The organism is Allobosea sp. GW822-FHT05A11, assembly GCF_058800455.1.
Genome location: NZ_JBXAMI010000009.1, coordinates 1 through 15,957 on the forward strand (window position 1 = coordinate 1; position 15,957 = coordinate 15,957).

16 protein-coding genes and 2 pseudogenes are annotated in these 15,957 nt (G+C 64.1%); 7 read left to right on the forward strand and 11 right to left on the reverse strand.

Annotated features, from left to right (window positions below):
• Positions 1–90 (forward strand): annotated as a pseudogene (locus AC1RLU_RS25040) (ABC transporter permease); the annotation flags it as partial.
• A gap of 389 nt (positions 91–479) precedes the next feature.
• Here AC1RLU_RS25040 and AC1RLU_RS25045 read toward each other — a convergent pair.
• From AC1RLU_RS25045 to AC1RLU_RS25080, 8 genes are read right to left on the reverse strand one after another with little or no spacing between them, the layout of a single operon-like run.
• Entirely contained in the window at positions 480–1,622 is a 1,143-nt protein-coding gene (locus AC1RLU_RS25045) for an extracellular solute-binding protein (RefSeq protein ID WP_492798799.1), read from the reverse strand.
• 17 nt (positions 1,623–1,639) lie between these two features.
• Positions 1,640–2,800: an ABC transporter substrate-binding protein gene (locus tag AC1RLU_RS25050; protein WP_492798800.1), complete on the reverse strand. Its 1,161-nt coding sequence runs from the start codon at positions 2,798–2,800 to the stop codon at positions 1,640–1,642.
• Positions 2,797–3,579 (reverse strand): enoyl-CoA hydratase/isomerase family protein, encoded by a 783-nt coding sequence (locus AC1RLU_RS25055; protein ID WP_492798801.1) that lies wholly within the window; start codon positions 3,577–3,579, stop codon positions 2,797–2,799. Before AC1RLU_RS25055 ends, AC1RLU_RS25050 begins: the two co-directional genes overlap by 4 nt.
• Entirely contained in the window at positions 3,576–4,799 is a 1,224-nt protein-coding gene (locus tag AC1RLU_RS25060) for a CaiB/BaiF CoA transferase family protein (protein WP_492798802.1), read from the reverse strand. The genes AC1RLU_RS25055 and AC1RLU_RS25060 overlap by 4 nt, the downstream gene beginning before the upstream one ends.
• Positions 4,796–5,602, reverse strand: a complete 807-nt coding sequence (locus tag AC1RLU_RS25065; RefSeq protein WP_492798803.1) for an IclR family transcriptional regulator — start codon at positions 5,600–5,602, stop codon at positions 4,796–4,798. The genes AC1RLU_RS25060 and AC1RLU_RS25065 overlap by 4 nt, the downstream gene beginning before the upstream one ends.
• Before the next feature lie 52 nt (positions 5,603–5,654).
• Complete coding sequence (locus tag AC1RLU_RS25070) at positions 5,655–6,647, reverse strand: TRAP transporter substrate-binding protein (RefSeq protein ID WP_492798804.1); 993 nt, start codon at positions 6,645–6,647, stop codon at positions 5,655–5,657.
• Between the two features lie 41 nt (positions 6,648–6,688).
• Positions 6,689–7,960 carry a TRAP transporter large permease gene (locus AC1RLU_RS25075; protein ID WP_492798805.1) on the reverse strand — a complete coding sequence of 424 codons (1,272 nt, stop codon included), beginning with the start codon at positions 7,958–7,960 and terminating at the stop codon, positions 6,689–6,691.
• Positions 7,957–8,427, reverse strand: a complete 471-nt coding sequence (locus AC1RLU_RS25080) for a TRAP transporter small permease (RefSeq protein WP_492798806.1) — start codon at positions 8,425–8,427, stop codon at positions 7,957–7,959. Before AC1RLU_RS25080 ends, AC1RLU_RS25075 begins: the two co-directional genes overlap by 4 nt.
• Positions 8,428–8,896: 469 nt before the next feature.
• Between AC1RLU_RS25080 and AC1RLU_RS25085 the strand changes: the two genes are divergently transcribed.
• The 6 genes and pseudogenes from AC1RLU_RS25085 to AC1RLU_RS25110 all read left to right on the forward strand — a co-directional run.
• Positions 8,897–9,988, forward strand: a complete 1,092-nt coding sequence (locus tag AC1RLU_RS25085) for an alpha/beta hydrolase (RefSeq protein WP_492798807.1) — start codon at positions 8,897–8,899, stop codon at positions 9,986–9,988.
• Between the two features lie 170 nt (positions 9,989–10,158).
• Positions 10,159–11,169 carry an alpha/beta hydrolase gene (locus tag AC1RLU_RS25090; RefSeq protein WP_492798808.1) on the forward strand — a complete coding sequence of 337 codons (1,011 nt, stop codon included), beginning with the start codon at positions 10,159–10,161 and terminating at the stop codon, positions 11,167–11,169.
• Between the two features lie 115 nt (positions 11,170–11,284).
• Positions 11,285–11,716, forward strand: coding sequence for a carboxymuconolactone decarboxylase family protein (locus AC1RLU_RS25095; protein WP_492798809.1), 432 nt, complete (start codon positions 11,285–11,287; stop codon positions 11,714–11,716).
• 38 nt (positions 11,717–11,754) lie between these two features.
• Positions 11,755–12,195 carry a (R)-mandelonitrile lyase gene (locus tag AC1RLU_RS25100; RefSeq protein WP_492798939.1) on the forward strand — a complete coding sequence of 147 codons (441 nt, stop codon included), beginning with the start codon at positions 11,755–11,757 and terminating at the stop codon, positions 12,193–12,195.
• Between the two features lie 13 nt (positions 12,196–12,208).
• Positions 12,209–12,691: a cytochrome P460 family protein gene (locus AC1RLU_RS25105; protein WP_492798810.1), complete on the forward strand. Its 483-nt coding sequence runs from the start codon at positions 12,209–12,211 to the stop codon at positions 12,689–12,691.
• Positions 12,692–12,823: 132 nt separating this feature from the next.
• Positions 12,824–13,084, forward strand: a pseudogene (locus tag AC1RLU_RS25110) (DUF4405 domain-containing protein); the annotation flags it as partial.
• A 265-nt stretch (positions 13,085–13,349) separates the two neighbouring features.
• On the opposite strand, the gene AC1RLU_RS25115 reads toward AC1RLU_RS25110, so the two are convergent.
• From AC1RLU_RS25115 to dapB, 3 genes are all read right to left on the reverse strand, one after another.
• Entirely contained in the window at positions 13,350–14,243 is an 894-nt protein-coding gene (locus AC1RLU_RS25115; RefSeq protein WP_492798811.1) for a LysR family transcriptional regulator, read from the reverse strand.
• 110 nt (positions 14,244–14,353) lie between these two features.
• The gene (locus AC1RLU_RS25120; protein WP_492798812.1) at positions 14,354–14,575 is read right to left on the reverse strand and encodes a hypothetical protein; all 222 of its coding nucleotides are present in this window, start codon (positions 14,573–14,575) and stop codon (positions 14,354–14,356) included.
• A gap of 341 nt (positions 14,576–14,916) precedes the next feature.
• Positions 14,917–15,720 (reverse strand): 4-hydroxy-tetrahydrodipicolinate reductase, encoded by an 804-nt coding sequence (dapB, locus tag AC1RLU_RS25125; RefSeq protein ID WP_492798813.1) that lies wholly within the window; start codon positions 15,718–15,720, stop codon positions 14,917–14,919.
• Positions 15,721–15,957: the final 237 nt, after the last annotated feature.

A 15,957-nucleotide genomic window follows, 5' to 3' on the forward strand; every position in this document is an offset into this window, starting at 1 on the left:
GTGATCTACATGGTCACCACCCTGATCTGGCTCGTCATCGCCCTGCGTTTCGTCAATCCCACGCAGATCGTCGCCAGAGCGAAACGATGAACGGGAGGATTTGAATATTCATAATTCTAGGCCGACAGTCTTCTTGCGATCGCAATCTGATCAAGCAATCGTGCCGAGCTCGCATAGGGAGCGGCTGCTACCAGGGCTTCAGCTCCAAGCTCTGCACCATAATCGGCTCTGAGAACATCCGTATCGCCGTGGTGCACATTCTGCCAAACATGTTGAGATGACCCTGAATTGCCCGTGAAGAATAGTCCTTCGTGAAGTGAGCTGCGTCGCGCCAATAGCGGAATCCGGCTCGCTAGCTGAAAACGGACATTTGCGTTCTATGAGATGCTAGACCAACTGCGACAGATTTACTGGCGCGCCATCGCATCGGCGATGATGCGTCTTGTCATCCGGGCTAACGCGACGTGGACGCACGGTAATCAAGGCTTCCTCTTCAAAATCGTCTCGCGCGCCACGCGATTGATGTCTTCGACAAGACCCTTCGCGGGTGCTTTGGCGAGAAGTCCTTCCGTGATGAGTTGCGCGACCTTGACTTGAAAGGCGATGTAGCCATCGTGCCGCGGCCTCAAAATCGCGCCTTCGAGCGTCGCACGCGTCCGGTTGTAGAAGCCGTTGGCGGCCTGATCGACTGCAGTGTCCAACCAGGCCGCTCCATGCCCCGGCTGGCCGCCGGCGGCGGCATAGGGCCCACGCTGGACCTCGCCCGATGTGACCCAGTAGGCGAATTTCAGAGCCGCCTCGTGCTGCGCGGAACGGGCGGAGACCGCAAGGCCCGTCCCGCCGAGAACCGAGCCCAACGGCCCGCTCGACCCAAGGCAGGGGATGTCGGCGAAGGCGAGCCGGTTTGCCCGGAAGCCGACATGCGCGTAGCTGACGTATCCGTAAACCAGCGGGCAGCAAGCGAGATCGTCACGATCTGCCATCAGGTCAAGGGCTGCGATCGGATCGAACGAGAAACAGCGCTTGTCGAGATGGCCGGCAAGCTCGGTAAGCTGCCCGATCGCGGCTTCTCCGACGGCTCGCGGCATGAAGTCTTCGCCATTGTCTCCGGGCTGCCAACCAAGATTGGCCGCGAGCGTCATCACACACATCAACGAATGGGGCGCGCGCAGGGGCAGGACCACCTTGCCGGCGCGGGCCAATGCGATGACGTCCCCCCATGTTTCGGGCGCGCTGTCGAGCATGTCGGGCCGCCAGGCCTGTACCTGCGTCGCCGCGTCCAGCGGCAGCGCCCAAAGCCGGCCGTCGAAGACATAGCTCCGGTAGGACAGACCGACCGAACCAGCGAGCATGGCGCGCCGCTCGGCCGAGAAGCCCGGCTGGTCGAGCGGATAGAGGCAGCCTTCACGGGCCACCTGTCCGGCATGGGGATGGTCAATGACGATCAGATCGTAGCGCCGCGCCAGTTCCTCGACCGGGAAGGACTCGAAGTCCTGGAGCGAACGCTTCTCCCAGGTGATCTCGACGCCGTTGCGATCCTTGTAGAGGGCTGAGCAGGCAACGAGAGGGTCGTAGCCGCGTGGGTGGTCCCAGGTCATTCCGCGCAGGCGGATACCAGTCATTCTTTTCGGTCCTCTTGTCAGGCGTTCTTGAGGGCGTCGGCAAAGGCGGCATTGAACCAGTTGACGAGGCTTTCGGCGCTGCCTTCGCCGCGCAGGAAAGCGTTGGTCTTTATGCCGCCTTCCTCGAAGAACGGAACGTAGCCGGCAAATCGGGGTCGCAGATAGGCTGATCCGAGCGTGCGCAGCGTGCCGGAGAAAAAGCCGAGGCTCTGCGCATCGCAGTTCGGGTCGGTCCAGGCCTGGATCATGCCGGGCTGGCCGCCATCGGCGAAGTAATGCGTGCGCTGATAATCCGGCGCGCAGAGCCAGAGCCCGTAGCGCACCGCCTCGGCGACATCGCGGCAGCGGCTGGTGACGCCGAAGCCGGCGCCGCCGAGCAATGTGCCCTGACAGGCGCGATCTCCCGCCGCCACGATGTCAGTGAAACGCAGCGGCTTCTCGGCTTCCTCGCGACAGTAATTGGTGTAGCCGAAGGTGTATGGAATATAGGCGACCTCATCGCTGCCGGCTGCCAGATCCAACATCTGGATCGGGTTCATACGCACCGATTCCGGATGGCTCAGCCCGACCAGGGCCTTAAGCCGCTCCAGCATGCCAATGCCGAACCCCTGTTCGAGGAAGATTAAATTCTCCGTCGTTACCGGGCGCCCCAGATTGGCGGCAAGTGTCAGCACCATGCAAACCGCGTCGATCGGACAGGCCGGCACGCCGACCCAACGCCCGTGCTCGCGCAGCTCCCGCGCCAGCCGCAGCAACTGGTCGAAGGTCGCCGGCGGATGGCGGCCGGCCTTGGCCATCAGGTCGGGCCGATAGGCGGCAACCTGCGCGGCGGCATCAATAGGCAGGCCGTAGATCGCGCCCTGCCAGTGATAGGAGCGCCAGGACGGGCCTACCGCGCCGGCATCGAGCCACGCCATCGCCTCCGCCGGAATATGCGGCGTCAGGTCGACGAGCAGACCCCGCTTTGCGGCCTGGCCGACGAAGGGGTGATCGAACACGATGAGGTCGAAACGCTCGGCCAGCTCTTCCAGCGGCAATTCGCCGAAGTCGCGCAGGCTGCGCGCGCGCCAGGAGATCGCGACGCCAGGCCGCTCGGCGCGATAGCGGGCAATGCTCTTTTCGAGGGGCACGCGTCCGCGCGGGTGGTCCCAGGTGATGCCTTCGAGAGTGGTGCTCACGCCTTGGCTCCTTCGGCCTTCTTGCGTTCGGAGCGGGCGACGAAATCGCGGATGCGCTGCATGCCGTCGCCGGTGAGGAAAAGCGCGCAGACCGCGTCGCGCTCGGCATCGAGCCCGGCATCGAGTCCGGTCTGCCAGGCTGCGAGGTTCAGCCGCTTCAGATCGGCGAGCGCGCCGGCGGGATGGCGCGCCATCTGCTCAGCCAGCGTCAGCGCCTCGCCGAGTGCGTCCTCGGCAATGCGGTTGACGACGCCCCAATCCGCCATCTCCTGCGCGCTGGCGAAACGGCCGGTCATCAGCAGTTCGGCGGCCCGATTGGGACCGAGTTTGCGGGCGAGGCGCTGCGTGCCGCCGCCGCCCGGGACCAGACCGAGCTTGACCTCGGGCAGGCCCAGCTTGGCCTCGGCATGCGCGACGATCAGATCGGCCGAAAGCGCGATCTCGAAGCCGCCGCCGAGCGCATAGCCTTCGACCGCCGCGATCACGGGCTTCGGCAGCGCTTCGAGCGCGCCATAGATGCGCCCGGCGCTCTCCTGGAAATCGCGGAAGGCCTCGGCCGACTGCGTCGCATAGGCCTTGACGTCCGCGCCGGCCATGAAGTTGCCGCCGGCGCCGCGCAGCACGAGCGCGCGGACAGCGGGGTGACCCGCCGCTTGGGCGATCGCGGCCAGGATCCCCTCGACCATAGCGCCGCTCATAGCGTTGAGTTGGTCGGGGCGCGAGAAGGTCAGCAGCGCGACCGGGCCGCGCCGCTCAAACGCGATGAGAGCGTTCGTCATGCCGCGACCGTATCCGCTTTCGGATGAACCCAGACGGCGCCGGAGCTCCGCAGCACCGCGATGCGCTCGTCATCGAAGCCGAGCTCGGCGAGAATCTCGACCGTATGCTCGCCGACCATCGGCGCGTGCCGCTCGATCTTGCCGGGCGTTTCAGAGAGCGTTATCGGCACGTTGACCGTCTGCACCTCGCCGATCACCGGATGCTGGTAGGAGGTGAAGGCGTTCATGTGCTTCACCTGCGGGTCCTCCGGCACCTCCTCCTGACGCAGCACCTCGCCGCACCAGAGATCGAAGGAGAGCAGTCGTTCCATCCAGGCTGCGGTCGTGCGCGTCTGTGTCACCGCCTCGATCGCGGCATGGGCCTCGTCGCGTCGATCGAACAGCGCCTCGGCGTCGTCGAAACGAGCGAGTTCCGGCGCCTCCAGCGCCTCGACCAGCTTGGCGAAGGGATTCATCGCGATGTTCAGGAAGCCGTCCTTCGTGCGGTAGACGCCGAAGGGCGCCGGCATGCCGGGATGGGCGATGCCCGAATCCGGGCGCTCGAAGACGCGGCCGGTGTTGAGCGTCGTCACGAACTCCTGGGTCTGGTGTGCGATCAGCGCGCGGAACAGATCGACCTCGATCTTCTGGCCGCGGCCGGTCTTCTCGCGATGATAGAGCGCCGCGAGGATGCCGTAGACCATGTGGTAGGAGCCGAGCTGGTCGGCGATGGCGACCCCGAGCGGTGTCGGCGACACGCCGGAGCGTCCGGTGACGGACATGATGCCGGACAATCCCTGCAACAGCAGATCCTGACCGGGTCTTTCCAGATAGGGGCCGCTTTCGCCGTAGCCGGAGCCGGAGCAGTAGATCAGGCGCGGGTTGAGGCGCGAGAGCTCCTCGTAACCGAAGCCGAGCCGGTCGAGCACGCCCGGCCGGAAGTTCTGGACGAAGACGTCGGCTGTGGCGGCGATGTCCAGCAGCAGCTTCTTGCCTTCGGGGTTCTTCAAATCGACTGCGAGCGAACGCTTGTTGCGGTTCCAGGCGAGGAAGCTCGGATTCTCGAAATCGCCGACCTTGCGGTTGAAGAAGGGCGGCAGGTCCCGGTAGAGGTCGCCGCTGACCGGTCGCTCGACCTTGATCACGTCGGCGCCGAGATCGCCCAGCATCTGCGTGGCGAAGGGGCCGAACAGCAGGTGGCTGAAATCGAGCACGCGCAGCCCTGAGAGCGCTCCGCTCATGCGGCTTCTCCTTCATTGTCGGCGGCCTGGCGCGGATCGCGCCAGCCGAGCGCGGCCGAGATTCCGGCCGCCGTGGCGATGACGGCCCGCTCCGCCGCGTCGACATCGACGTCGAGGCCCTTCTGGGCGAGGAACGGGATGGTGAGGCAGGCGGCAATCACGCCGCGATGGTCGAAGACAGGCTGGCTGAGATTGGTCACGCCGGAGACGACGAGGCTTTCGCGGCGCTCGCCGCCTTCGGCGAGCACCTTCTCGGCGCGCTCCGGCAAGGTCTCGGCCAGTTCGGGGAAAGAAGCGACGCTGGCATCGAGCAGCGCCTGCCGGTGGTGCTCCGGCTGATAGGCGAAGAGCACCGCGCCGGAGCTCGTCTCAGCCAGCGGGAATTGCGCGCCCAGGCGGACCGCATAATGCATCGCGCGCGGCGCATCGACCTGGGCGACGATCAGGACGCGCGCGCCGCTGAGGACCGCGAGGTGGCAGGATTGCTGGGCGTCGGCGGCCAGCTTCTCCATCTGGGGCAACGCGACCGAGAGCAGCCGATTGGTCGGCGGATTTTCATGCGACAGCTCGAAGAGCTTGAGCGTCAGCGCGTATTGGTCGGAATCGACCTCGCGCCGGATATAGCCGCGCGCTTCGAGCGCAAGCGCGATCCGGTAGATCTCGCCCATCGAGCGGCCGAGCGTGCCGGCGATCGTGGTCAGCGACATGCCGCTCGCCGAGCTCGCGAGGAGTTCGATGATATCGAGCCCCTTTTCCAGCGCGGGCGCGCGATAGCGATTGGAAGCGTCGTTCTCGTCACTCACGGTTCCGACTCCCTGCGGAGCCGGGTGAAACCCGGCTCCAACTGCATTCTCATCAACGGCCGAGCTGCTTGCGGACATCCGCGACCAGATTCGGCGACCAGTCCGGGAACGCCTTCTGGATCGAGTCCGCCGCCTTCTCGAAGGCCGCGCGGTCGACATCAGAGACGATCGTCATGCCATGCTTCTGAAGCTCGGCGACCGAGCTGTCATAGACCTTGTCGGATTCGGCCGTCATCCAGTCGCAGGCCTCGTTCGCGGAGGCTTCTAGGGCCGTCTTCTGGTCGGCGTTGAGCGCGTTGAACGCCTTCAGGCTCATCACGACCATGGCGGCGTCGAGGATGTGGTTGGTCTTCATGTAGAACTTCGCTGCCTCGAAATGCTTCTGGTCGACGATCGCGTTCGGCGGCGCCTCGGCGGCATCGATGACGCCCTGCGAGAGCGCGCTATAGACCTCGGGCCAGGGCATAGGGGTCGCCTGGCCGCCCATCGACTTGACGAGCTCCGTATAGATCGCCACCGGCTGCACGCGGATCTTCAGCCCGGCGGCGTCGGCCGGCGTCCTGACCGCCTTGTTGCGCGTGTAGAGATCGCGCGTGCCGAAATTGAAGAAGCACAGCGGCTTGATGTTGTATTTGACGAGGTCTTTCTCCCAGCCCTTCACCAGCGGGGAATTCGCGACCTTCTTCACTTCGTCCCAGTTCTTGAACAGGAACGGATGCACCATCACCGAATAGTTCGGGACGTATTGGGCGATGGTGCCCGGGCCGACCTGGGTGATGATGTTGGAGCCGAGCGTGAGCTGCTCCAGAACCGCCGAGTTCTCGCCGAGCTGCGCGCTCGGGAACATGTCGATCTGGACTGGTCCTCCCGATGCTTTCTCCATCGCCGCCTTCAGGCGCTGCCCGCCGAGATTGACGATATGCGTCGGCGAATTCATGTGGCCGAAGCGCAGGACGGGGGTCTTCTGCTGTGCCTGTGCGGCCGGTGCCGTCGCCAGCAGCGCCAGAGCGAGTCCCGCCGAAGCGGAAAAAGTTCTGATCATCATGTTTCTTCTCCCAGTTGTGCCGTTCTTGTCGTCGGTTGCCGTCAGAGATAGCCGAGCCAAGTCGCGGTGCCCGGGACGGCCGCGATCAGCGCCGCGATGCCGAGGAGCATGGCGAGCCAGGGCAGCGATTCCCGGATGAAGTCCTGGAGCGGCACACGCGCGATGGTGCAGGTCGTGAACATGACCGTGCCGACGGGCGGGGTGATGCCGCCGAGATGGATCATGTAGACGAAGAAGATGCCGAAATGGATCGGATCGACGCCGAGCTTTACCGCCGCGGGGGCGAACATCGGCGCGAGGATCAGGATCAGAGCGGTGCCTTCGACGAACATGCCGGCGATCAGCAGCAGCACTGCGACGATCAGGAAGAGCATGAACTTGTTGGCCGCCGTGTCGACGAGCATCTCTGCCACCTTCTGCGGCAATTGCTCGAAGGACAGGGCCCAGCTCAGCGCAGTCGAAGCGGCCAGGATGATCATGATCACGCTGGTCGTCGTGGCCGTGGAGGCGAGCGACTCGGCGATGTCGCGCCAGCTGCACTCGCGATAGACGGCGCAGAAGAGCAGCGCATAGATGACGGCGACGGCACCGGCTTCGGAAGCGGTGAAGATGCCGATGCGGATGCCGATCACGATGATCGCCGGCATCAGCATCGCCGGGACAGCGCCCCAGAAGGTCTGGAGCAGGCGCGCAGGGCTCGCCCGCTCCGTGCTGCGCTCGTAGCTGCGCCGCTTGGCCACCCAATGCGACATGACCATCATGCCCGCGGTCATGATCAGTCCAGGCACGATGCCGGCCATGAACAGCTTGCCGATCGAGAGGTCGGTGACGAAGCCGTAGAGGATGAGACCGATGCCCGGCGGGATCATCGGGGCGATCAGTGCCGAGGCTGCGGTGACGATCGCAGCATAGGCCGGGCTGTAGCCGCGGCGGACCATCTCGGGGTTGAGGGTCTTTGCATGCATCGCGGCTTCGGCATTGGCGGAGCCGGTCATGCCGGCCTGCAACATCGACAGCACGATGTTCACCTGCGCGAGGCCGCCGATCATGTGCGCCGTCAGTGCCGAGGCGAAATCCATCAGCCGGCGCGTGATCCCGGAGATGTTCATCAATTCGCCCGCCAGGATGAACAGCGGGATCGCGATCAGCGGGAAGGACTGCGTCCCGACGATGATGTTCTGGATATAGGCGACATCGAGGATGTCCGGGTCCGACAGTGTCACGGCGATGCCGGTGCCTAGCAGGACGAACGCGATCGGCAGGCCGATGACGGTGAGCGACAGGAAGACCCCGAACAGGGCGGCGGGGCTCATTGTACATGCCTCCCGATCGGCCGGCCCATGGCGCTGCAGGCCAGCGACCAGATTTCATAGGCGGCGAAGACAGCGAAGCCGACCGGCATCGCCATGTAGACCCAGATCATCGAGATGCGCATGGAGGCGATTTCCATCCGCGTCCGCATCGCGAGGTCCCAAGAATGGCGGATGAGGAAAAGCGCTATCGCTATCATCAGCAGCCGCACGAGCATGGCGAGGGCCTTGGCGACCCCCGTTGGCAGCATGCTGGTGAACAGGTCCACCGCCATGTGCGAGCCCTCATGGGCCGCAGGCGCCAGACCGAGGAAGACGAGCCAAACGAAGAGGATGGTGGCGAGGTCGAAGCTGAAGATCAGCGGCGTGTTGAGGACGTAGCGAAAGACGACGGCGATCGCGACGATCGCGACGATCAGCACCACGAGCGCGATGAGCAGCCCACGATAGGCGGCAGCGAGGATATGCAAGGGCGCCTCCCATTGGGGCGCCATTCTCGTCGGGCGCCTCTCGCAAATATGAAATCAGTTTTCATATGCGAAATCAAGATGCCGTTTCCTCGATTCGAGATGACTTTGTTACCCATCAGTGGCATCAGGCGCCTGCCTTGCGCCAACCGGCTGCGAACAGGGGCAAGGCAGGCTCTGTCATGGGAGTAGGAGCGGACAAGGCTCTCGATATAGGCTTGCTCGAACAGAGGGCTGGGCATAGTCGCCTCCGATCGCGGGGATCCGCCGTGCGCCACGATCGCCTGGCGCGTGTCCGGGAAAATGCGTCAATAACTGACCTTGGCGCTTTGCCAGGAAGCGGACATTCAGCATCAAGGTCGTGGTCGTATTAATTAGCAAGGCTTATCAGACCTATTGAATCCAGATGGCTAATCGAAGAGTGGGTCTGTGACTAGGTTCCTCGCAAGCTGATGCAGCGAACGAGGGGCAAATGCCTTCCATCGACACCAAATTCCTTATTCCGCCCTTCCTTCTGGCGGCCGGCCTGATCGGCTCGACACCCGCGCTCGCTCAACAGCAGGCAGCCAACCCCGTGCCTCTGACGATCCAGGAGCAGGGCAGCTTCGCCGTCGGTGGGGCGGTGGCGAAGACCGCAGGCACCTACGATAACAACAAGCCGACGGCTGCAGGCCAAAGCCTGCACGGCGACCATCTCTACGCCTTCTATCAGGTTCCGCAGAACCCGAAGGCGTTGCCGATCGTGATGCTGCACGGCGCTTTCCAGTCGGCGCGGAGCTGGGAGACGACCTCCGACGGGCGCGAAGGCTTCCAGACCCTGTTCCTGCGCCGCGGTTTCCCCGTTTATCTGGTGGATCAGCCGCGGCGCGGGCGGGCTGGCAACAGCACCGTCGCGACGACGATCGAGCCCACCCCTTACGATCAACTCTTCTTCGATCAGTTCCGGCTCGGCAAATGGCCGGACTACTTCGACAATGTCCAGTTCGACCGCAAGCCCGAGACGCTGGACCAGTTCTTCCGTTCGGTGACGCCGAACACTGGACCCTACGATGCCGGCGTGATCTCCAACGCGATGGCGGCGCTGTTCGCCAAGACCGGCCCTGCAATCCTGTTCACGCATTCCCAGGGCGGGGCCCCGGGCTGGCTGACGGCGATCAGGAGCGCGAACGTTAAAGGCATCGTCGCCTTCGAACCGGGCAGCGGCTTCATCTTTCCAGAGGGCGAACTGCCCCCGGTTATGCCGAGTGCGGCCGGGGCCTTGTCGCCCGAGGCTGTGCCGACGGCGGATTTCCAGAAGCTCACCCGCATCCCGATCGTCATCTATTATGGCGACAATTTTCCGGTCGAGCCGACCGCGGAGCGGGGGCAGGACAACTGGCGCGTGCGGCTCGCCATGGCCAAGCTCTGGGTCGCAGCCGTCAACAAGCATGGTGGTGACGCGCGCCTCGTGCATCTCCCCGAGATCGGCATCAAGGGCAACACGCATTTCCCGATGTCCGACCTCAACAATGTCGCGATCGCCGATCTGGTCTCGAAATTCCTGGCCGAGAAGAAGCTCGACTGAACCGCTTGCGCGACAGCCGGCGCGACAACCGGCGCGACGCGGGCAGCGCTCTCCCTTCGGATCACGGATCGGAGGTCGAAATGACCACGACAGCCATCAACACGAGCAGACGCGAATTCCTGGGGACCTCCGCGCTTGTGCTCTCCGCTACAGTTCCAGGAGTTTCAGCAATGGCCAATCCCACCACCGGCGCAGCCGACCACAAGCAGAATCCGTTCGGCTTGGTCTATGGCGGCGCGATCACGAGTAACGAGCCGGGCAAGGTCAACATCCACCCGGCCACCTACACGTTCAACGGGCTGGACATCGTCGCCAATGTCTACACCCCGGCGAACTACGATCAGAGCCGGAAATATCCCGCCATCGTCGTCGCGCACCCGAATGGCGGCATCAAGGAACAGGTCGCTGGCCTCTATGCCCAGCGCCTGGCGGAACAGGGTTACATCACGATCACGATGGACGCGGCCTATCAGGGCGGCAGCGGCGGCCAGCCGCGCAGCGTGGACAAGCCCCAGTTCCGCATCGAGGACATCCATGGCGCAGCGGACTTCATCACCCGCTATGCGGGCGTCGATGCCGAGCGTCTCGGCCTGCTCGGCATCTGCGGTGGTGGCGGCTACGCATTATCGGCGGCGAAGGCCGACAAGCGGTTCAAGACCATCGCGACGCTGAGCATGTTCAACTCGGGACGGGTTCGTCGCAACGGCTTCGCGGATTCGCAACTGAACACGATTCAGGACCGCCTGAAGCAGGTTTCGCAGGCTCGTGCCCAGGAGATGGCCCGGGGAGAAATCCTCTATGCGGGCGACGCCAACCTGACCGACGCGCAGATCGCCAAGCTTCCCTTCGAAATGTACCGGCAGGGTTACGAGTACTACTGGAAGACGCACGCGCATCCGAATTCGACCTTCAAGTACACGATGAGCAGCCTGCTCGACCTGATGCGCTGGGATGCCACCGACCAGATCGAACTGATCGACCAGCCGCTGCTGATGATCGCCGGCAGCAAGGCCGACAGCCTCTACATGACCGAGGACGCGTTCCCGAAGGCTGTCGGCACCAAGGACAAGGAACTGTTCAAGATCGAGGGCGCGACGCATATCGAGACCTATTGGGTCCCCAAATATGTCGACGCCGCGCTGGGCAAGCTGACGCCGTTCTTCGCCCGGACCCTCGTCTGACCGTTCAGAACCCGCAGACCCATCGCTTGGGCCATCCCGAGAAAGCTTTCAGCAGCGTGACGTCCCGGTTCCATTCCGGGCCGTCATGGTCTTGCCCCCGAGGAGCCGTGCACCCGTGAAGAAGCTCACCCGAAATCTGTTCGTCGCAGCCGGCCTGCTGCTCTCCGGAGGACTGTCCACCATGGTGATCGCCCAGAGCCAGCCACCCGCCGCATCCAGTACGACTCCCGCCAAGCCGCCCTCCCGGGCCCAGCAACTGATGGGCGACATCGCGCCCAAGATGGCGGAGCTCACCGACAATGTGCTGTTCGGCGACATCTGGGAGCGCCCGGGCCTCGCCAAGCGCGACCGTAGCCTGGTCACCGTCAGCGCGCTGATCGCACTGAACCGTCCCGATCAGCTCCGCTCGCATCTCGCGCTCGCGCGGCAGAACGGTGTCAAGGAGGAGGAGCTCGTCGAGGCGATCACCCAACTCGCCTTCTACACCGGTTGGCCCAACGCCATCACGGCGATCGGGGTCGCCCGCGACGTCTTCAAGCCGAAATGATGGCCGGGATGTTCGCGCCAGGACTCGCACTCATCGCGATGCTGCTGCCCATCGTCTCTGCCCTGGCCCAAACCAGTCAGGAGATCGTCGTCCAGCGCGCCGGCTCCCTGAAACCGAGCGTCGGCCCCGCCCAGAACTTCACCGGAGCTGTCCGTGTCGACGGCCGCTTCCAGGGCAGCGCGCCGGCGCGGGTCAGCGGCGGCACGGTGACCTTCGAACCGGGAGCGCGCACCGCCTGGCATACGCACCCGCTCGGCCAGACGCTCATCGTCGCGGCCGGCACGGGACTGGTGCAGCACTGGGGCGGCGCGATCCAGGAGATCCGTCCCGGCGACGTCGTCTGGATCCCGCCGGGCGTGAAGCATTGGCACGGCGCAGCTCCGGCCACCGGCATGACGCATATCGCCATCTCCGAGGCACAGGACGGCAAGACCGTCGACTGGCTGGAGCACGTCACCGACGAGCAGTACCGGCGCTAGAAACGAGACGAAGATGAAAATCCCTGCATTCCAGATCGCTCTGGCGGGCTTGTCCATGGCGGCCGTTCTCGCCGTCGGCTGGCAAGTCCATGCCGAGGCCAACAAGGTCACCTTCCCGCAGCTCGACAAACTCGTGCACTACACCACCGTGCGCCGCGGCAACGTCATGGAGCACATCATGACGACGCCCGAGGCGATCCAGGCGATCAAGGATCGCCAGCCCGTGCCCGCTGGCACGCATTTCGTGCTCGTCGACCATCGCGACGGCAAGCTCTTCCGCTATTTCGTCATGGAAAAGGGCCAGGGCTGGGGCGCGGATTACGACGAGCGCCGCCGTACCGGCGACTGGCAGTTCCAGTGGTTCTGGCCGGACAAGACCATCAACAACGCGGAGAACACTGCGCGCTGCCAGTCCTGCCACAGCAGCCAGTCGGGGGCGGAATATCTGTTCACCGGTTCCCGGATTCCCCGCTTCAACGGCACGCCGATCGAATAGTCGGGAAATCGCGAGGTGAACCGTCTTTTTCTCACCCGTTTGTGGCTCGATGGCCTGACCGCGGCGCTGCTGCTGCTCGGCTTCGCCTATTGGTGGCTGGGCAACGCTGTCCATGAGCTGGCGGGAACGGCGATGTTCCTGCTCCTCATCACCCATAACGTCTTCAACCGGCGCTGGTGGGGTGGGATTGCGCGGACACGGCGCGAGCCCCGCAGGCTGTTCAATGTCGCGGTGACTTTCGCGCTGCTGATCGCCATGCTGGCGTTGCTCCTCACCAGCGTGCTGATTTCGAACGCGCTGGCGCCATACCTGCCGCCCTGGGGTGGCTTCACCGTGCGGCAGATCCACACGCTCGCCGCCTATTGGATCCTGCTTATCGTCGCGATCCATCTCGGCCTGCGCTGGCCGATGCTGATGGGGGTGGCGCGCAACCTGTTCGGGACCAAACGAACGAACCCGCTGCGAACACTCATGCTGCGAGCGGTCGCGGGGACGATCGCGATCCACGGCGTCTGGAGCTTCGTCCAGCTCGGTCTGGGTACGAAACTCTCCATGCGGATGACGCTGGATTGGTGGAACTTCGAGGAAGCGGTCGCGGGCTTCTTCATCCATTGCACGGCCGTTGCCGGGCTGGTGATGGTCATCACCTATTACGGGTTCAACCGCGATAGCGCAGGACGTCGACGAGCACCGACAGGGCCGGCGAGAAATGCCGCCGGCTCGGATAGTAGAGATGGTAGCCGGGGAAGGGCGGGCACCAATCCTCAAGCACCCGTATGAGTTTGCCGGCGCGAATATGCGGGATCGTCTGATCCTCGGGGAGGTAGGCCAGCCCGAGGCCGTCGAGTGCCGAATTCAGGCGCAGCGCGAGGCTATTGAACACGAGTTGCCCATCGCCCCGCACCTTGACCTCGCGGCCATCCTTTTCGAGGCCCCAGGGAAACAGCCCGCCATAGGTGGGAAGGCGTGATGCGATGCAGTTATGGGAGGTCAGGTCCTGCGGCGTCTCCGGAATACCGAAGTGCTTGAAATAATCCGGCGATCCAACCACGGCCATGCGCATCTCGGGGCCGATCCGGACGGCGATCATGTCCTTCGCGACCTGTTCGCCCAATCGCACCCCCGCATCGTAGCCCGCCGCCACGATATCGACGAGGCCATAGTCGACGATGATCTCGACCTTGATGTCGGGATGATCCGGCAGGAAGCGCTTCAGGGCGGGCTGCAGGGCGGAGATCGCGGCATGTTCGCCGGCCGTGATGCGGATCGTCCCGGCTGGCTTGCCCCGCAATTCGCCGAGTGCCGCGATCTCCGCCTCGATCTCGTCGAAGCGCGGCGCGACGCTTTCGAGAAGGCGCATGCCGGCTTCGGTCGGAGCGACGCTTCGGGTCGTGCGCGTCAGAAGCCGTAGCTTCAGGCGTTCCTCAAGAGCTTTGATGGTCTGGCTCAGCGCCGACTGCGAGACGCCCAGCTTGGCACCCGCCTTGGTGAAGCTGCGCTCCTTCGCCACCATGGCGAAGGCGGCGAGATCGTTGAAGTTCGGCTGCGCCATTGATTAGGGTGCCTTATGAGACCAGCCGAATTATTGCACCTAATCCTCTTGGTCGGCGTCAGCAAGGTTCAGGCTTCCAATGGGCGAGGCTCCACCAAAGGTCGCGTCCTTCAAGCAACAGCAGCCCGCCGGTATCGTTCGATGGCCCGCCTTGCCAGGTCATCTTCATCTTCGGCGATCGCCACCAGCGCGGCGACGATGTAGGCCAGCTTGGTTCGCTCTCGCTCATCAAACGCATCAGGAATGGTCGATCTGACTTCGTTCCACGCGGCCTCTAAGGCCGCCTGCGCCCGAGCGAGATCGACTGGGTCACTCAACGATGAGAACGGCATGCTCCTTCCTCCGAGGGCTTTCCTTCAGCGCGGATTTTATGAAGGCGGAGCTCGCCGACAATATCAAAAATTAAGTCGATCCCATCGCCGAGAGCGATGGGACGCTTCTCCTCAACCTCAAATCTGGTCGGAACCGCCCTAGATATCTTGAGGTTGCTCGCGCCATGAGCGGACCTTGGGGTAGTGCCCAGAGCAGACATTGAGCGCTTGGCGAGAAGCTGACATTCGCAGCGGCTAGCCTACTGTGGTGGTGGCCGTCGGAGCATTGCTCAAGCAGGGCTCACCGGTCCGCAAGCTTGTCAGAATTTCTCGCGAGCGAAACGGCCTAAGATACCGACCGCTTAATTCATCGATGAGTCGAGACCACGTCTTAGCCCTGGCCGGTCGCCAACCCGGCGCGCTGTCAGGAGCGTTCCCGCAACATAAGGCGCTGCCGAGGTCCCGGCGTCGTGGCGAATGATCAGCGTTTCGTCCGACAGGCCGAACACTGCCTCGCAGGACAGGACGAAACCCGGCATTCGCAATGAGTGGACCTGAACCGCTTGTGGGGAGCCAATCGCGCCGCCCCGCGTCTCACGCACGCCTTCGAGCTCCGCTACCAGCTTGGAGGTGGCCGCCAGGCGCTCCGCCCCTAGGGTCTCAGCCAATTCCCGAGCCGTACCGGAGGGGGTGTCGGGCTTGGACGGCGAGGCATAGTCGATGATCTCAACATCCGGAACGTATCTGATCGTCTCGCGCGCGAAGCGGCGGAGCAGCGTCGCAGTGATGGAGAAATCGCCGGCGGCGAGCACTCCGACACCACACGCCTTGGCGGCCAGGTCGATTTCATCATAATCACTCGCGCTCATGCCTGAAGTGCCGACCACCACATGGCGACCGGCGGCTATTGCGGCAAGCGTATTCAGCTTGACGCTGCCGGGCAGAGTGTAATCGATCAAGACGTCAGACGGGACGGCGAGCGCATCCGTCACCGTCGCGAAAATCGGAAGCCCATTCGCTGGGACATCTGCAGCGGCTCCAAGGTCCAACCCCGCGGGTTTGCGCGAAACACCGGCCACGAGTTCAAGGTCGGGAGCCGCTGAAACAGCCGGGATGAGCGCTTTGCCAACCCAGCCGGTGCACCCAGCGAGCGTAATCCGGATCATCAGGAATCTCCTCGTGCGGCGGGCCGATCTGCGCCGACTAACGAGGCCGGCGATATCGGCGCGGATGTCCATAGGATACGAAATTTCCTTTACGCGGAAATTCTGTCTCTCCGCTCGCATAATCTTCCGGTTCAGCAAGCTCCGCGCCGCCCGGTTCGAGGGCCTCCGCTCGCAAGGCGCGGGCGGGGATGCACAGGCCAAAGATCGACGCCGGAACAGCATCCCGCTCGCAGCTAC